This is a genomic window from Microvirga sesbaniae (genome assembly GCF_025460805.1).
GTDB lineage: Bacteria > Pseudomonadota > Alphaproteobacteria > Rhizobiales > Beijerinckiaceae > Microvirga > Microvirga sesbaniae.
On record NZ_JAMXFJ010000103.1, the window covers coordinates 1 to 2,001 of the forward strand.

Annotated in this window: 1 protein-coding gene and 2 pseudogenes; all 3 read left to right on the forward strand. The window is 65.4% G+C overall.

Features of this window, described 5'->3' with window-relative positions; all coding sequences use genetic code 11:
- Positions 1–129: pseudogene (locus OCW50_RS32930) on the forward strand (DDE-type integrase/transposase/recombinase); the annotation flags it as partial.
- Positions 130–260: 131 nt separating this feature from the next.
- Entirely contained in the window at positions 261–1,487 is a 1,227-nt protein-coding gene (gene istA / locus OCW50_RS32935; RefSeq protein WP_210805019.1) for an IS21 family transposase, read from the forward strand.
- A pseudogene (locus tag OCW50_RS32940) lies at positions 1,487–1,873 on the forward strand (ATP-binding protein); the annotation flags it as partial. The gene istA and the pseudogene OCW50_RS32940, both read left to right, overlap by 1 nt.
- Between the last annotated feature and the right edge of the window lie 128 nt (positions 1,874–2,001).

Below are 2,001 nucleotides of genomic sequence, written 5' to 3' on the forward strand. Positions count from 1 at the left end.
CTGCAGAAGTTCACTGTCTTTGAGCCGAACCGGGTCTGGCTGGCCGACATCACCTACATTCCCACGGGCGAGGGCTGGCTGTATCTCGCCGCGGTGCTGGATTTGGCAACCCGGAAGGTGGTGGGGTATTGGGCGACATGTAAAACTAGATCCCTGACGACATGAAGAACTGGACCCCTCGCGCCTACTTTTGAGAGGACGAGATGAGGTCACAGGAATGTCAGACTTCTCCCGGGGCGGAGGTCCCGCGGGGAGAGGCGATGCGAACGCCGGATGACGTGGCGGCGATGCTGCGGTTGAAGGCCCTGGGTTGGGGCATCAAGCGGATCGCCCGCGAACTGGGGTGCAGTCCCATGACCGTTCGTCGCTATTTGGCCGAAGGCGGCTACCGGGTCTACCGGCGTCCCGTCCGGCGCCGCACGCTGACTGGGCTCGAGGACTGGCTGGCCGAGCGCTTCCACCGCCATGCCGGCAATGCCGATGTGGTGCGCCAGGAGCTTGTGGCCGAGAAGGGGATTGACGTCAGCCTACGCACGGTGGAGCGGGCCGTCGTCGGTCTGCGGCGTGAGCTGGCGGCACAGGCGCGCGCCACGGTCCGTTTCGAGACCCCGCCCGGGCACCAGTTGCAGATCGACTTCGGCGAGCGGCGCGTCCTGATTGCCGGGATCTCCACCAAGGTGTTTCTGTTCGTGGCCACTCTGGGCTATTCGCGCCGCCTGCATGTCCGTGCCTTCTGCAACGAGCGCCAGGAGAGCTGGTTCGAGGGCCTGGAGAGCAGCTTCCGGCACTTTGGCGGGGTGACCACTGAGGTCCTGTTCGACAATGACCGTGGCCTGGTCCAGCACCATGACGTTCAAACGCGGGAAGTGGAGTTCAACGCCCGCCTGCGCGCCTTTGCCCGGCATTGGGGCTTCCGGCCGCAAGCCTGCTTTCCCTACCGGGCCCGGACCAAGGGCAAGGACGAACGCGGCGTTGGCTATGTGAAGAAGAACGCGGTCGCCGGACGTGCCTTTGAGAGTTTCGCTGCTCTGGAGGCTCATCTCGAGCAGTGGGTGCGCGAGGTAGCTGATCAGCGGGTGCACGGCACCACCGGGGAGGTGCCGGCCGAGCGCTTTGCCCGCCAGGAAGCCCAAGCCCTCAAGCCGCTGGATGGGATTCCATCCTTCCAGATTCTGCGGGAGGTCACGCGCAAGGTCCATGCCGACTGCGCCATTGAGATCGACGGCAATGCCTACTCAGTGCCATGGCGGCTGATTGGAGCGACCGTCCGGGTGGTGATCTCGGACGGGACCGTGCGCATCTGGCATGCCGGCCAGGAGGTGGCGGTGCATGCCCGGCAAGCGGGACGTCGGCAGCGTCTGGTCGATCCGGCGCACTTTGAGGGGGTTGCCGGCTTCGGCGGCAAGGTGGTCCGTGCCGAGCCTGCCGCGGGGATGTTGCTGCGGCCCCTGGCCGAATACGAAGCCGTAGCCGGGGGAGGCTTCTGATGGAGGTTTCGCACGACCATCTAATGGCGATGCTCACCCGGCTCAAGCTGACGGCCATCCGCGACCAGCTCGACAGCCTGGTGGATGAGGCCGCGCGGCGGGAGTTGACGATCCGGGAAGCCCTGGGACTGTTCTGCGAACGGGAGATCGCGCGCAAGGACGAGCGGCGGATCGAGATGAGCATTGGCCTGGCACGCTTTCCCTATGTGCGCGACCTGGCAGGATTCGACTTCGCGGCCCAGCCGTCGATCGACAAGGGCCAGATCAGGGAACTGGCCCTGGGCCGGTTCATTGCCAATGGCGAAGCCGTTCTGCTCTTGGGACCACCCGGGGTCGGCAAGACGCACCTTGCCGTGGCCCTCGGCCGGGAGGCGATCGTGGCCGGCTTATAGCGCGACGATCTGGATTGAGAGCGCGGCGATCAGGATCGGGCGATTGGCTGTCGCGGCGGAATGATGATTGTCGCCCCGCGACAGAGATGCAAGCGCTTTCTTGATTGTCGCTGCGAGCGTCA